General features: G+C 75.4%; 2 protein-coding genes (1 of these 2 cut by a window edge). Both read right to left on the bottom strand.

The window, feature by feature from the left end:
- Positions 1–5,252, bottom strand: partial view of a non-ribosomal peptide synthetase gene (locus tag K2F47_RS14975; protein ID WP_242903502.1) — the start only. The gene continues 7,285 nt to the left of window position 1, outside the view; the window shows 5,252 of its 12,537 coding nt (coding positions 1–5,252); it begins with the start codon at positions 5,250–5,252; its stop codon lies beyond the left edge, outside the window.
- A complete protein-coding gene (locus K2F47_RS14970) occupies positions 5,249–16,042 on the bottom strand; it encodes a non-ribosomal peptide synthetase (protein WP_242903501.1) in 10,794 nt (3,597 codons plus the stop codon). The genes K2F47_RS14975 and K2F47_RS14970 overlap by 4 nt, the downstream gene beginning before the upstream one ends.
- Between the last annotated feature and the right edge of the window lie 3 nt (positions 16,043–16,045).

The raw sequence follows: 16,045 nt of genomic DNA, 5'->3' as shown, positions 1-16,045 counted from the left end.
TCCGGCAGCGCGCCGAGGATCGTCAGGTGGCTCGGCGTCGCCTTCATGAACGTGGGGCGCGGGCCGGACGCGGCGTCCTCGTCCAGCTCGGCGAGGCGGGCGAGGCCGCCGCCGACGAGCGGGGTGTAGACGGCCGCGACCGTCATGTCGAAGGCGACCGGCGAGTGCACGAGCACGGTCCCGGCCGCGCTCGGGTAGGCGTCGCGGGCGCGGCGCAGGTAGGCGCCGAGCGCGCGGTGCTCGACGACGACGCCCTTGGGGCGGCCGGTCGAGCCGGAGGTGTAGATCGTGTAGGCGGCCTGGCCGGGCGGGACGTCCAGGCCGAGGTCGGTTCCGGGCTGCGCGTCGAGGAGCGCGGCGGTCTCGGGGGTGTCGAGGCGCAGCACCTCGGCCCCGGCCGGGGCGTCCTCGCCGGTGGTGATCACGAGCCCGGGGCGCGCGTCGTCGAGCATGAACGCGACCCGGTCGGCCGGATACCCGGGGTCGATCGGCAGGTACGCGGCCCCGGCCTTCATCACCGCGAGCTGCGCGACGACGAGGCCCACCGATCGCTGCATGGCCAGCGCGACGAAGCTCTCCGGCTTGGCGCCGCGCTTGGCGAGGAGGCGGGCGAGGCGGTTGGCGCGGGCGTTCAGCTCGGCGTAGGTGAGCGTGACCGACGCGTCCATGACGGCGGGCGCGTCCGGCGTGCGGCGGACCTGGGTTTCGAACAGCGCCACGACGGAGTCGTCGTCCGACGCCGGGAGCGGCGCGGGCAGGAGGCGGTGGCGCTCGTCCGGGGTGAGCACGTCGACGCGGGCCACCTTCAGGCCCGGGTCGGCGGTCACCGCCGCGAGCACCTGGACGAAGCGCCGCGCGAGCGCCTCGACGGTCTCCCGGTCGAACAGGTCGGTGCTGTAGACGAGCGCGGCCGACAGGCCGTCGGGCGCGCCGTCCTCGGCGTGCCGCTCCTCGACCGCGAGCGACAGGTCGAACCGGGCGATGCCGGTGCCGACCGGGTTGCCGGTGACGGTCAGCCCGGCGAGCCGCGCGACCGAGTCCGACGCCGAGCGCCAGTCGTTGTTGTTGAAGGCGAGCGCGACCTGGTACAGCGGGTGCCGCGACATCGAGCGCGCCGGGTTGAGCACCTCGACCATGCGCTCGAACGGGACGTCCTGGTTGGCGTAGGCGGCGAGGTCGTTCTCGCGGACCCGCCCGACCAGCTCGCGGAAGGTCGGGTCGCCCGACAGGTCCGCGCGCAGCACGAGGTTGTTGAGGAAGAACCCGACGAGGTCCTCGACGGCCTCGTCGGTGCGGCCCGCGATGGGCGTGCCGATCGGCACGTCCGTCCCGGCGCCCATGCGCGACAGCAGCGTCGCGAGCGCGGCCCGCACCACCATGAACAGGCTGACCTGGCTCTCCCGGGCGAGGCCGAGCAGCGCGCGGTGCAGGTCGCCGGGGACGTCGAAGGAGACCGTGTCGCCCTGGTGGGACGAGACGGCCGGGCGCGGCCGGTCGAACGGGAGCGCCAGCTCCTCGGGCAGCCCGGCGAGCGACTCCTCCCAGTACGCGAGCTGCCGGGAGATCGGGCTGTCCGGGTCGTCCTCGGAGCCGAGGACCCGGCGCTGCCAGAGCGCGTAGTCGGCGTACTGCACCGGCAGCGGCGCCCAGTTCGGCAGGCGGCCCGCCACCCGCGCCTCGTAGGCGACGGTCAGGTCGCGGACGAGCAGCGGCATCGACCAACCGTCGCCCGCGATGTGGTGCACCACGAACAGCAGGACATGCTCGTCGGGCGCGGTGCGGAGCAGCCACACGCGCAGCGGCGGCTCGGCCGACAGGTCGAACCCGGAGCGGACGGCCTCGCCGAGCCGCTCCTGGAGGCGGTCCTCCGCGACGTCCTCGATGACGGGGTCCGGGCCGGAGCCCGCGGGGAGAATCACCTGGCGCGGGCCGTCGGCGTCCTCGGCGAAGACCGTCCGGAGGCTCTCGTGCCGGTCGGTGACGTCGGCGAGCGCGGCGCGGAACGCCGCGTGGTCCAGCGGCCCGCTGAGGCGGAGCGCGGCCGGGATGTTGTAGGTGGGGCTGGGGCCGTCGAGCTGGTTGAGGAACCACAGCCGCCGCTGCGCGAACGACAGCGGCACCCGCTCGGGACGCTCGGCGCGGGTCAGCGGCTCACGGCCGGCGCCGTCGACGCCGCCGATGGCCGCCGCCAGCGACGCCACGGTCGGCGTCTCGAACACCTGGCGGATCGCCAGCTCGACGTTCAGCGTCGAGCGGACGCGGCTGACCAGCCGGATCGCGAGCAGCGAGTGCCCGCCGACCTCGAAGAAGTCGTCGTCCACGCCGACCCGCGCGAGGCCGAGCACGTCGGCGAACAGCCCGCACAGGATCTCCTCCTGCGGGGTGCGCGGCGGGCGTCCGGTGGCGCGGGGCGCGTCGTCCTCGGGGGCGGGGAGCGCGGCGCGGTCGAGCTTGCCGTTCGGCGTCAGCGGGAGTTCGTCGAGCGTGACGACCGCCGAGGGGACCATCGGCTCGGGCAGCGTCCGGGCCGCGTGCTCGCGCAGCTCCGCCGCCTCCGGGCGGGCGTCACCGGCGGGCACGACGTAGGCGACCAGGCGCGGGTCGCCGGGCTCGTCCTCGCGGACGATCACGACGGCGCGCGCGACGCCGGGGTGCGCGGCGAGCGTCGCCTCGATCTCGCCCGGCTCGATCCGGTGGCCGCGCACCTTGACCTGGTGGTCGGCGCGCCCGGCGAACTCCAGGTCGCCGTCGGCGCGGACCCGGGCGAGGTCGCCGGTGCGGTACATGCGGGCGCCGGGCGGGCCGTAGGGGTCGGCGGTGAACCGCTCGGCGGTCAGCGCCGCCCGGTTCAGGTAGCCGCGCGCGAGCGCCGCGCCGCCGATGTACAGCTCGCCCGCGACGCCGGGCGGGACGGGCCGCAGCCCGGCGTCCAGCACGTAGGCGCGGACGTAGGAGAACGGCCGCCCGATCGAGACCGCGCCGTCCGGCGTCGGGTCGCCCGGGTCGAGCCGGTGGTCGAGGCAGTTGACGGTCGCCTCGGTCGGGCCGTAGGCGTTGTAGACGGTGGCGCCGGGATGCCGGGACCGCCAGCCGTCCAGCACGTCGCCCGACAGCGCCTCGCCGCCGAGGATCAGCGTGCCGGTCGGCGAGATCTCGTCGGGCAGCGAGCCGAGGATCGTCAGGTGGCTGGGGGTGGCCTTCATGAACGCCGTCCCGGCCGGGGCGTTCTCGTCCAGCTCGGCGAGGTGGACGTGCCCGCCGCCGACGAGCGGCGTGTACAGCGCGGTCACGGTCAGGTCGAACGCGACCGGCGAGTGGACCAGCGCCGATTCACGCGTGCTCGGGTAGGTGTCGCGGGCGCGCCGCAGGTACGTGCCGACGGACCGGTGCTCGACCACCACGCCCTTGGGACGGCCGGTCGAGCCAGAGGTGTAGATCAGGTAGGCGGGATGCCGGTCGGAAGCTGGTGCTTCGGCGAGGTCGGAGGCGTCGCCGTCGTCGGTGATCAGGTCTTCGGCGTGCAGGACGGGCGCGTCCACCGGCGGCAGGTCGGCGGCCAGCTCGCGGGTGGTGAGGACCAGCGCGGGCGCGGCGTCCGCGAGCATGTAGGCGATGCGGTCGGACGGGTAGGCCGGGTCCACCGGCAGGTACGCGGCACCGGCCTTGACGGTCGCGAGCATCGCCACGACCAGGTCGGCCGAGCGCGGCATGGCGAGCGCGACGAACCGTTCCGGCGCGGCGCCCAACTCGGCCAGCCGCCGGGCGAGGCGGTTGGCGCGGGCGTTCAGCTCGGCGTAGGTGAGCGTCGCGTCCCCTGCGGTGAGCGCGGGCGCCTCGGGGGTGCGGGCGGCCTGCTCCTGGAACAGCTCGACCAGCGTCGCGCCGGTCTCCTCCTCGCGCTCGGCGGGACGCAGCAGCCGCGCCCGCTCGTCCGGCGCGAGGACGTCGACGGCGCCGACCCGCAGGTCCGGCTCGGCGACCATCGTGTCGAGGACGCGCAGCACCCGGTCCGCGACGGCCTCGGCCTGCTCGCGGTCGAACAGTTCGGGCTGGTAGAAGAGGCGGAACCGCAGGGTCTCCTGCGGCAGCGCGCACAGGCTCAGCGCGAAGTGGTTGGCGGACACGGCCTTCGGGCTGGCGAAGCGCGGGCCGTCCTCGGCCTGCTCGCTCGCGTCCTCGAACCGTTCGAGCGGGAAGTTCTCGAAGACCACGGAGGTGTCGAACAGCTCGCCGTGCCCGGACGCGCGCTGGATGTCGGCGAGGCCCAGGTAGGGGTGGTCGCGCAGCGGGTGCTGCTCCTTCTGGAGCCGCATCAGCATCTGCGGCAGCGTCTCGGACTCCTCCAGCCGGAGCCGCTGCGGCAGCGTGTTGATGAACAGCCCGACCATCGACTCGACGCCGGGCACCTCCGGCGGGCGGCCCGACACGGTCGCGCCGAACACGACGTCGGAGCGTCCGGTCATCCGGCTCAGCACGATCGCCCAGGCGCCCTGGACGAGCGTGTTCAGCGTCAGCCCGAGCGCGCGGGCCCGCTCCGACAGCGCGGCGGACGCGCGCTCGGACAGCCCGAACTCCAGCCGCTCGGGCGTGACGGGCGCGTAGCCGGGGCCGGGCGAGGCGGCGAGCGTCGGGCCGTCCAGCCCGGCGAGGGCCTGCCGCCACACGTTCTCGGCGGCGGCGGTGTCCTGCGCGGTCAGCCAGCGCAGGTAGTCGCGGTAGGGGCGGACGGGCGGCAGCGTGTCGCCCTGCCCGAGGTAGAGGGCCAGCAGCTCGCGGATCACGATCGGCAGCGACCAGCCGTCCATCACCGTGTGGTGGATGGAGACGATCAGCCGGTGCCGCTCGTCCTCCAGCTTCAGCATCGTGAACCGCACCAGCGGCGGGCGGGAGATGTCGAACCGCTTCGCGCGGTCTTCGTCCGCGAGGCGCCCGGCCTCGGCGTCGCGCTGCCCGGCGGTCAGGCCGGAGAGGTCCACGTCGGTCCAGGGCAGCGCGACCCGGCGCGCCACCAGCTGCGCCCACTCGCCCGACTTGCGCTGCCGGAACGCGACCCGCAGCGTCGCGTGCCGCTCCAGGAGCCTGCGGGCCGCCTCCTTGGCCGTCTCGACGTCCAGTTCGCCGGTCAGGTCGAACGACAGCTGGACGGTGTAGACGTCGGTGGCGTCCTCGTCGTAGAAGCTGTGGAACAGCAGCCCCTCCTGCAACGGGGAGAGGGGCAGGATGTCCTCGATGATCCGCTGCTGCTGACTCACTCCCACGTCCCCCACTCGGCTTCCAGACTCTCTTCGAACTCTTCGATCTCGCTCTGGCTGATGGCGTCCAGCACCACGTCGGACGGGGTCAGCCCGCCCGCACCCGACCGTGTCGCGGCCTCGGCGAGGCTCCGCAGGGCCGCGAACCAGCCTTCGGCCATCGCGCGGACGCGGGCCTCGCCGATCACCCCGGTCGCCCACGTCCAGCCGGCGACCAGCTCGGGGCCGTCCGCGCCGTCCTGGGTGAGCGCGTTGACCTCCACGACGTGCGCGAGGGGCGCGGCGCCGTCCTCGGCGGGCGCGAGCCCGGCCGCCTCCGGCACCACCGACCAGTCGGTCTCCTCCGCGCCGACCGCGAACCGGCCGAGGTAGTTGAACCCGACGCGCGGCTCGGGCAGGCCCGCGAGGGCCTCGGCCGTCTCGGGGTTGAGGTAGCGCAGCATCCCGTAGCCGATCCCCTGGTCGGGGATCTCCCGGAGCCGCTCCTTGATCCGTTTGAGCGCCGCGTCCGGGTCGGTGCCGCCGGGGTCCAGCCGCACCGGGTACATGCTGGTGAACCAGCCGGCGGTGCGGGACAGGTCGGCGCCCGCCACCTGCTCCTGCCGCCCGTGGCCCTCCAGGTCGAGCAGCACCCCGTCCGGGCCGCCGGGCATGGCGAGCGCGAACGCGGTGAGCAGGACGTCGTTGACGCCCGCGTTGTAGGCGGCCGGGACGCGGGTGAGCACGGCCTCGGTGACGTCGGTCGGCAGCGTCAGCGACAGGTGCCCGGCGGTCGCGTGGGTGTCGCGTTCCGGGTCCAGCGGACGGTCGCCGAGCTGCGGCGCGGGCGCTTCCAGCACGCGCCTCCACAGCGCGGCCTCGGCGACCCGTGACGGCTCCAGCGCCGCGTCGGCCAGCCGGTGCGCCCAGGTCCGGAACGACGTGCCGACCGGCTCCAGCGCCGGGACGTCGCCGTTCGCGGCGGCCCGGCACGCCTCGGCGAGGTCGGGGCCGAGGATCCGCCAGGAGACGCCGTCCACGGCGAGGTGGTGCACGGTCAGCAGCAGCCGTCCCTGCGAGTTCAGGCCGTGGTCGAACCAGACCGCCTGGACGACGACGCCCGAGGCCGGGTCGAGCCGGTCGCGGGCGGCGAGCGCGTGCGGCCGCATCGCCTCGATGCCGGTCCCGTCGGTCGCGTCGGTCTCGACGCGGCGGAGGCAGTCGGCGGCCTTGACCGCGCCGGGCCCCTCGATGACGGGGTTCCCGTCGGGGTCGAGGCGCAGCCGCAGGACGTCGTGGTGGTCGAGCAGCGCCTGCACGGCGGCGAGGAGGTGCTCGTGCCGGAGCCCGGCGGGCGTCCGCAGCACCATCGACTGGTGGAACCCGTCGACGGGGCCGCCGCGCCGCGCGAGCCAGCGCATGATCGGCGTGGCGGGCAGCGGGCCGACGCCCGCGCCGGGCGCTTCGCCTGCTTCGCCGTCGGCCGTGGTGACTGTCCGCGCGAGAGCGGCGACGGTTTTGTGCTCGAAGACGTCCTTGGGCGACATCACCAGCCCGGCCTTGCGCGCCCGGCTGACGAGCTGGATCGAGGAGATGCTGTCGCCGCCGAGGTCGAAGAAGCCCTGGTCGACGCCGACCCGCTCCAGGCCCAGCACCTCGGCGAACAGCCCGCACAGCAGCTCCTCGCGGGGCGTGCCGGGCTCGGCGGCGGCGGCCTGCTCGGGCGGCGGGGGCGCGGGCAGCGCGCGCCGGTCGAGCTTGCCGTTCGCGGTGCGCGGCAGCGCGTCGAGCGGGACGAACGCGGCGGGCACCATGTAGTCGGGCAGCGTCCGGCCGAGGTGCTCGCGCAGCTCGCCGGACGGGACGTCGGGGACGACATAGGCGACGAGCCGACCCTCTCGGGCGACCACGGCGCACTGGGTGACGGCGGGGTGCGCGGCGAGCGCGGTCTCGATCTCGCCGGTCTCGATCCGCAGGCCCCTGATCTTGACCTGGTCGTCGGCGCGGCCGGCGTAGTCGAGCGTGCCGTCGGGGCGGTGGCGGACGAGGTCGCCCGTCCGGTACATGCGGGCGCCGGGGCCGCCGAACGGGTCGGCGACGAACCGTTCCGCCGTCAGGCCCGGACGGTTCAGGTAGCCGCGCGCGAGGCCGGGTCCCGCGACATACAGTTCACCGGGCACGCCCGGCGGGACGGGCCGCAGCCCCTCGTCCAGCACGTAGAGGCGGGTGTTCGCGATCGGGCGGCCGATCGGCGGGAGCCCCTCGCCGGTCAGGCGGCCGCTCATCGTGGCCGCAACGGTCACCTCGGTCGGGCCGTAGGCGTTGATCATCGTCCGGTCGGCGGACCAGCGGGCGACGAGCTCCGCCGAGCACGCCTCCCCGCCTACGACCAGCATCCGGAAGTCGGGCAGGTCGGTGGCGGGGACGCTGCCGAGCACGGTCGGCGGGATCAGCGCGTGCGTCACCCCGTGCGTCGAGAGCACGTCGGCGAGGTCGTCGCCGACGACCGGGCCGTCGGGGGCGATCACGAGCGCGGCGCCGTTCGGGAGCGCCATCAGCAGCTCCATCACCGACGCGTCGAAGCTCGGCGACGCGAGTTGCAGGACGCGGTCGCCGGGGCCCGCGCCGAGCGTGTCCGCCTCGGCGGCGGTGAGGCTCGGGATGCCCGCGTGCGAGAGGACGACGCCCTTCGGGCGCCCCGTCGACCCGGAGGTGTAGATGACGTAGGCGGGGTGCGCGGCCCGCAGCGGCGCGAGCCGTTCGGCATCGATGACGTCGGTCTCGTCGCCGGGCCCGTCCAGGTCGTCCGGGCTCAGGACGGGAGCGCCACCGGACGGGACGTCGCGGTCGGCGACGACCAGCGCGGGCGCGGAGTCCTCCAGCATGAACGCGATCCGGTCGGCCGGGTACCCGGGGTCGACGGGCAGGTACGCGCCGCCCGCCTTGACCACGGCGAGCGCGGTCACGACCTGGTCGACCGAGCGCGGCAGGACGAGCGCCACGATCCGCTCGGGCCCGACGCCGAGCCCGATCAGCCGCCGCGCGACGCGGTTGGCGCGCGCGTTCAGCTCCGCGTAGGTCAGCGTCTCGGACGCGGCGATGACCGCCGGGGCGTCGGGCGCCTGGGCGACCCGGGTCTCCAGCAGCTCGGGCAGCGTCGCCGCCGGGACGGGCGTGGCGGTGTCGTTCCAGGACACGAGCGCCTTTTCGCGCTCGGCGGGAGTCAGCACGTCGAACTTCCCGACCGGCGCGGACGGGTCTTCCGCGACCGCCGCCAGCAGCCCGACCAGCCGCGCCGCCATCGTCTCGACCGTCCCCGCGTCGTACAGGTCGGTCGCGAACTGGACGGACCCCGCGAGCCCGCCCGGCCCCTCGCTGAAGGAGAACACCAGGTCGAACTTGGCGATGTCGAGGTCGGTGGGCTCGCGCACGGCGGCGAGGTCGCCGAACCGCTCGGGGGCGCCGCCCGTCCCGTCGTTGTCGAAGGCCAGCACGACCTGGAACAGCGGGTGCCGGGCGGTGGAGCGGGCCGGGTTCAGCAGCTCCACCAGCCGCTCGAACGGGACGTCCTGGTGGGTGTAGACCTCCAGGTTCCGCTCCCGGACGCGCTCGACCAGCTCGGCGAACGTCGGGTCGCCGGAGGTGTCGGTGCGCAGCACGAGCGTGTTGACGAAGAACCCGGCGAGGTCTTCGAGCGCGCGGTCGCCGCGCCCGGCGACGGGCGTGCCGATCGGGACGTCGGTGCCCGCGCCGAGCCGGGTCAGCAGCAGGCCCAGCGCGGCCTGCACGACCATGAACGTGCTCGCCCGGTGCCGCCGCCCGAGCGCCGCGAGGCGGGCGTGGACGTCGGCCGGGACGTCGAACCCGATCGTGTCGCCGCGCTGCGACGCGGTCGCCGGGCGCGGCCGGTCGGTCGGCAGCTCCAGCTCCTCGGGCAGGCCCGCGAGCGCGTCCTTCCAGTAGGCGAGCTGGCGGGAGACGAGGCTCCCGGGGTCGTCCTCGGCGCCGAGCGTGTCGCGCTGCCAGAGCGTGTAGTCGGCGTACTGGACCGGCAGCGGCTCCCAGTCCGGGGCGCCGCCCGCGCGGCGCGCGGTGTAGGCGGCGGCGAGGTCGCGGGCGAGGACGGGCAGCGACCAGCCGTCGCCCGCGATGTGGTGGACGAGCAGCAGCAGCACGTGCTGGTCGCCGCCCGGCTCGAACAGCCAGGCGCGCAGCGGGATCTCGGCGCCGATGTCGAACGCGTGCCGCGCGGCGGCGCTCAGCTCGCCGGGCAGCCGTCCCTCGCTGGTGCGGACGCGGACCAGCTCGGGGCGCGCTTCGTCCAGGATCCGCTGGTAGGGGGTGCCGTCCTCGTCGGCGATCACCGTGCGGAGCACCTCGTGCCGCGCGACCAGGTCGTGCAGGGCGGCCTGGAGCGCGGCCGCGTCCAGCTGGCCGGTCAGGCGCAGCGCGGCGGGCAGGTTGTAGGTCGGGCTCGGCCCCTCGAACCGGTCGAGGAACCACAGCCGCCGCTGCGCGAACGACAGCGGGACACGGCCCGGACGCGTCCCGGCGGTGAGCGTTCCGGTGGCGGGGGCGGCCGGTTCGAGCAGGTCGACCAGGTCCGCGATGCGCGGCGCCTCGAACAGGCGGCGGACGGGCAGGTCCACGCCGAGCGCCGAGCGGATACGTCCCGCGAGGCGGGTGGCGAGCAGCGAGTGCCCGCCCAGCTCGAAGAAGTCGTCGTCGATGCCGACCTCGGGGACGCCGAGCACGTCCGCGTAGATCGCGCACAGCGCCTCCTCGCGCGGGGTGCGCGGGGCGCGTCCGGCGGGCCGGGCGGCGCGCTCGGGGACGGGCAGCGCCCGCCGGTCGAGCTTGCCGTTCGCGGTCAGCGGCAGCGCGTCCAGCACGACGAACGCGGCGGGGATCATGTAGCCGGGCAGGTCGGCGGCGAGCCGCTCGCGGACCGCCTCCACCAGTCCCTCCGCGCTTTGGGCGGGGACGAGGTAGGCGTCCATGCGGAGGTCGCCGTGCGCGTCGTCGCGGACGACCACGGCGGCCTCGCCGACCCCCGGGCAGCCGACCAGCGCGGACTCGACCTCGCCCAGCTCGATCCGGAACCCGCGGATCTTCACCTGGTCGTCGGCGCGGCCGAGGTATTCGAGCTCGCCGTCCGCCGTCCAGCGGGCGACGTCGCCGGTGCGGTACATCCGCGTCCCGGCCGGGCCGTAGGGGTCGGCGACGAACCGTTCCGCCGTCAGGCCGAGCCGGTTCAGGTAGCCGCGCGCGAGTCCGCCGCCCGCCACGTACAGCTCACCGGCGACGCCCGGCGGGACCGGCTGGAGCGACGCGTCCAGCACGTAGGCGGCGAGGTCGCGGAGCGGGCGGCCGATGACGCTGCGGGCCCGTCCGGCGGACGCGGCGTCCAGCGGCCGGTAGGTGACGTGGACGGTCGTCTCGGTGATCCCGTACATGTTCACCAGGCGGGTGCGCTCGCCGTGCCGCGCGTACCACCCGGCGAGGCGGGACGGGTCGAGCGCCTCCCCGCCGAACACCACGTACCGCAGCGCGGGCAGGTCCGCGCCGTCGGCGCGGATGAGCTGGTAGAACGCCGACGGCGTCTGGTTCAGCACCGTGACGCGCTCGCGGGCCAGCAGGTCGAGGAACTCCTCGGGCGCGCGGGTCACCGCCTGTGGGACGACGACGAGCCGGCCGCCGTAGGCGAGCGCGCCCCACAGCTCCCAGACCGAGAAGTCGAACGCGTAGGAGTGGAAGAGGGTCCAGACGTCGTCCGGGCCGAAGCCGAAGTCGCCGTCGGTGGCGGCCATCAGCCGCACCACGTTGCGGTGGGTGACCGGCACGCCCTTCGGACGGCCGGTCGACCCGGACGTGTAGATGACGTAGGCCGGGTGCTCGGGGTCGCGCGCGACATCGGCGAGGTCGCCGGGGTCGTGGGCGGCGAGCGCGGGGTCGTCCACGAGCACGCGCGGGACGCCGGTCTCGGTGTCGGTGTCGCCGGTGGTGACCACCAGTTCGGGCGCCGCGTCTTCGAGCATGAACGCGATCCGCGCGGCCGGGTAGCCGGGGTCGATCGGGATGTAGGCCGCGCCCGACTTCAGCACCGCCAGCAGCGCCACGACCAGGTCGGGCGTGCGGGGCAGCGCGACCGCGACGAACTTCTCCGGGCCCGCGCCGCGCTCGACCAGATGCCGGGCGAGGCGGTTGGCGCGCGCGTTCAGCTCCGCGTAGGTGAGGGCGTCGTGGCCGGGGGACGTGACGGCGACCGCGTCCGGGGCCTGCGCGGCGCGGGCCTCGAACAGGTCGACGAGCGTGTCGGCGGCGTAGAGCCGCTCCCACGGCGCGGTCGCGCGCTCCCGCTCGGCCTGGTCGAGGACGTCCAGCCGTCCGACGGGGGTGGCGGGGTCGGCGGAGGCGGCGTCCAGCAGGCGGACGAGCCGTCCGGCGATCGCGGCGACGGTCTCCGCGTCGTACAGCTCGGCGGCGTACTCGACCTCGCCGCGCAGCCCGACCGGGGCGCCGGTGACGTCGTGCTGCTCGACCAGCGCGAACAGCAGGTCGAACTTCGCCACGCCGGACTCGCGCGGCGCGACCGACAGTTCCAGGCCGGGGCAGCCGCCGAGCGCGGCGGGCGCCGTCCCGGGGTCGACGGTGACGGCGACCTGGAACAGCGGGTGCCGGGCCATCGACCGGGCCGGGTTCAGCACCTCGACCAGCCGCTCGAACGGCACGTCCTGGTTGGCGTAGGCGGCGAGGTCGCCCTCCCGGACGCGGGTGACGAGGTCGCGGAACGCGGGGTCGCCGGACAGGTCCGTCCGCAGCACGAGCGTGTTGACGAAGAACCCGACGAGGCCCTCAAGGGCTCGGTCGTCGCGGCCCGCGATCGGCGTGCCGAGCGGGATGTCGGTGCCCGCGCCGAGCCGCGACAGCAGCGCGGCGAGCGCGGCCCGCACGACCATGAACATGCTGGACTGGGTCTCGCGGGCCAGGGCCGCCAGCCGCGCGTGCACCTCGGCGGGCACCTCGAACGCGACCGTCCCGCCGCGATGCGACGCGACCGCCGGGCGCGGCCGGTCGGCGGGCAAGTCCAGCTCCTCGGGCAGCCCGGCGAGGGCCTGCTTCCAGTGGTCGAGCTGGCGCGACTGGATGCTGTCGGGGTCGTCGTCGGTGCCGAGCGTCTCGTGCTGCCAGAGCGTGTAGTCGGCGTACTGGACGGGCAGCGGCGTCCACTGCGGGGCCGTCCCGGCGGAGCGCGCCGCGTAGGCGGTGGCGACGTCGCGGGCGAGGACGGGCAGCGACCAGCCGTCCCCCGCGATGTGGTGGACGAGCAAGAGCAGGACGTGTTCGCGCGGCCCTTCCTCCAGCAGCCACGCGCGCATCGGGATCTCGTTCGCGAGGTCGAACCCGTGCCGGGCCGCCTCCTCGAACGCGTCGGGGTCGTCCAGGACGGTGAGCCGCGGGCTCGCCTGCTCGGAGTCGGCGGGGAGGATGACCTGGTAGGCGCCGTCGGCGTCCTCGGCGAAGACCGTCCGGAGCACCTCGTGGCGGCCGACGACGTCGGCCAGCGCCGCCTGCAACGCGACCCGGTCGAGGTCGCCCTCCAGCCGGACCGTCACCGGAAGGTTGTAGGTCGGGCTCGGCCCCTCCATCTGGTGCAGGAACCACAGGCGGCGCTGCGCGAACGACAGCGGCACCCGCTCCGGACGCGCCACGGCGGCGACCCCGGCCCGGGCACCGCCCGCCGACGCCAGCACGCTCGACAGCCCGGCGACCGTCGGGGCCTGGAACACCTCCCGGACCGCCAGCTCCACGCCCAGCACCGACCGCACCCGGCTTACCAGCCGCGTCGCCAGCAGCGAGTGGCCGCCGAGCGCGAAGAAGTCGTCGTCGATGGAGACGGCGGGCACGCCGAGGACGTCGGCGAAGATCCCGCAGAGGATCTCCTCGTGGGGCGTGCGGGGGCGGCGGCCGTGCGCGTCCGCCCCGAGTTCGGGGGCGGGCAGGGCGCGGCGGTCGAGCTTGCCGTTGGGGGTGAGGGGCAGGTCGTCCAGCGCGACGAAGATCGAGGGCACCATGTAGTCCGGCAGCGCCGCCGCCAGGTGGTCGCGCAGCCCCTCCGGCGCGGACGGGACGACGTACGCGACGAGTCGGTCCTCGCGGACGAGCACGGCCGCGCGGTCGACCCCGGGGTGGGACGTCAGCGCCGCCTCGATCTCGCCCGGCTCGATCCGGAACCCGCGCAGCTTGACCTGCTGGTCGACGCGGCCGAGGAACTCCACCTCGCCGCCGGCGTTCCAGCGCGCCAGGTCGCCCGTCCGGTACATGCGCTCACCGGACGACCCGAACGGGCAGGCCACGAACCGCTCGGCCGACAGCCCCGGGCGGTTCAGGTAGCCGCGCGCCAGGCCCGCGCCCGCGATGTACAGCTCACCGGCCACGCCCGGCGCGACCGGGCGCAGGCCCTCGTCCAGCACGAACACGCGCGTGTTGACGATGGGGCGGCCGATCGGCGGCGTCCCGGAGCCTTGCAACGCGTCGCTCATCGTCGCGCACACGGTCGACTCCGTCGGCCCGTACGCGTTGATCATCCGGCGGCCGGGCGCCCACCGGGCCACGAGGTCGGCCGGGCACGCCTCGCCCGCCACGACCAGGACGGTCTCCGGCGGGAGCGCGTCCTCGGGCAGGACGGCGAGCGCGGACGGCGGCAGCGTCACATGCGTCACCGCGTGCGCGGCGAGCGTGTCGATCAGCGCGGGCCCTGGCAGCAGCCGGTCGGCGGGTTCGAGGACGACGCGGGCGCCCGCGAGCAGCGCCATGCACACCTCGGAGACGGCGGCGTCGAAGCTCGGCGACGCGAACTGGAGCACCCGGTCCCCCGGCCGGACGGCGAACCGCTCGATCTGCCCGGCGGCGAGGCTCGCGATGCCCCGGTGGGTGACGACGACGCCCTTGGGACGTCCGGTGGAGCCCGAGGTGTAGATGACGTAGGCGGGGCTGGCGACGTCGAGCGGCGCGAGGCGGTCGGTGTCGGTGATGTCGTGAGCGCCGTACCCGGTGAGGCCTTCGCCGGTCAGGGCGGGGTCGTCCAGGGGAAGGAAGTCGATGCCCGGGTGCGGTTCGCCGGTGCCGAGCATGAGCAGCGGCGCGGCGTCCTCCAGCATGAACGCGACCCGGTCGGCCGGGTAGCCGGGGTCGACCGGCAGGTACGCGGCGCCCGCCTTCAGCACCGCGAGCAGCGCCACGACCTGCTCCACCGAGCGCGGCGCGCGGACGGCGACGCGGGTCTCGGGCCGGGCGCCGCGCTCGATCAGCAGCCGCGCGAGCCGGTTCGCGCGCGCGTTGAGGTCGGCGTAGGTCAGCTCGGCGGCACCGGAGGCGACCGCGACGGCGTCCGGGGTCGCGGCGGCCTGCCGCTCGAACAGCGCGGGGAGGTGGCCGGACGGCACGTCGCGCGCGGTGTCGTTCCAGCCGTCCAGCGCCCGCCGCTCGGAGGCGGTCAGCAGGTCGAGCCGCCCGACCGGGGTCGCGGGGTCGGCGGCGAACGCCTCCAGCAGCCGGACGAGGCGGTCGGCGACGCCCCGCGCGGCGGCCGCGCCGACGGTCTCGGGACGGTGGTCGAGCCGGAACCGGTACTCGGTGCCCGGAGTCACGAGCATGCCGAGCGGGTAGTGGGTGTCGTCGCGGTGCTCGACGTCCAGGACGCGCGCTCCCCCGGCCGCGGCCATGCCGCTCAGCTCGGCGCTGTCCAGGGGGTAGTTCTCGAACACCATCGACGCGTCGAACAGCGCGCCGAGCCCGGCCTGCCGCTGGATCTCGTGCAGGCTGAGGTGCTGGTGGGCGAGCAGCGCCGCCTGCTCCCGCTGCACCCGCGCGAGCAGCTCGCCGACGGGCTCGCCGGGGCTCGTCCGCACGCGGAGCGGGAGCGTGTTGATGAACAGCCCGACCATCGACTCGACGCCGGGCAGCTCCGGCGACCGGCCCGACACCGTGACGCCGACGACGATGTCGCGGCGGCCGGTAAGCGCGCCGACGACCAGCGCGTAGGCGACCTGGACGGCGGTGTTGACGGTCACCCCGGCGGCGCGGGCCGCCTCGGTGAGCGCGGTGACGGCCGGGGCGGGGAGCGTGAACTCCAGGTGGTCCGGCGCGCTCGTGTCCGTGGTGGCGTGCGGCCCGGCGAGGAGCGTCGGCTCCTCCAGGCCGTCGAGGGCCTTGCTCCAGGCGGCCTTGGCGGCGTCGGCGTCGCGGGCGGCGAGCCAGGCCAGGTAGTCGCGGTAGGGGCGGACCTTCGGCAGCGCGTCCCCGGCGCCGGTGTAGAGCGCGAGCAGCTCCCGCAGGAAGATCGCGGTGGACCAGCCGTCCCAGAGGATGTGGTGGCTGGTGAGGACCAGGCGGTGCCGGTCGCCGCCGAGCCCGGCCAGCGTGAACCGCAGCAGCGGCGGCGTGCGCAGGTCGAAGCGGCGCCAGCGGTCCTCCGCCTCGACCCGGGCCAGCTCGGCGCGGCGCTCGTCCTCACCGAGGCCCGACAGGTCGACCTCCCGCCAGGGCAGCTCGACCTCCCGCATGATCACCTGGACGGCGCGGCTGAGGCCCTCGTGCCGGAACCCGGCGCGCAGGTTCGCGTGGCGGCGCAGCAGCGTCGACGCGGCCTCGCGCATGGCGGCCGCGTCGAAGCGCCCCTCGAACTCCACCGCGAGCTGGGTGCTGTAGACGTCCGGCGCCTGCTCGTCGTAGACGTTGTGGAACAGCAGTCCCTCCTGGAGGGGGGACAGCGGGAGGATGTCCTCGATATTGCGTGCTCGACGGGTCACCGG

It is taken from the genome of Actinomadura terrae, from assembly GCF_022751215.1.
Lineage (GTDB): Bacteria > Actinomycetota > Actinomycetes > Streptosporangiales > Streptosporangiaceae > Spirillospora > Spirillospora terrae.
Note: the sequence above shows the minus strand (reverse complement) of the source record. Positions and strands in the feature narration are given on the sequence as shown.